The organism is Maritalea porphyrae (genome assembly GCF_027213965.1).
Taxonomy (GTDB): domain Bacteria; phylum Pseudomonadota; class Alphaproteobacteria; order Rhizobiales; family Devosiaceae; genus Maritalea; species Maritalea porphyrae_A.
On sequence record NZ_JAPWGX010000020.1, the window covers coordinates 1 to 315 of the forward strand.

General features: G+C 42.5%; 1 protein-coding gene. It reads right to left on the reverse strand.

From position 1 onward, the window contains the following. On the reverse strand, nucleotides 1-315 hold a 315-nt coding region (locus O4H47_RS17865; RefSeq protein WP_269395380.1), incomplete at both ends, for an outer membrane protein.

Genomic DNA, 315 nt, shown 5'->3' on the forward strand with positions numbered 1-315 from the left:
TTCCCATTCAACTTGTAGAGCAAAGTTTTCAGTAATAGCGAACTCTGCGCCTAAACCGTACATGCCTGTTACAGTGCTGTCAGAAATGGTGGTATGGCCTGCGCTACCGTCAATCACAGAGTTGCTAATTTTGAATTCAGCATTGAAGTAAGAAAGACCAGCTTTAGCAAAAAGGTTGAAACGATCGCCAATCGGTAGAGTCGCTTTTGGCTGAATCGATAGATACTTCATGTCACCAACAGTAACAACTTTGCCGTCTAAAGCATCGTAGCCACCAATGGCTGCTTCTAGAGAAATGTATTCGTTGAATTTGTA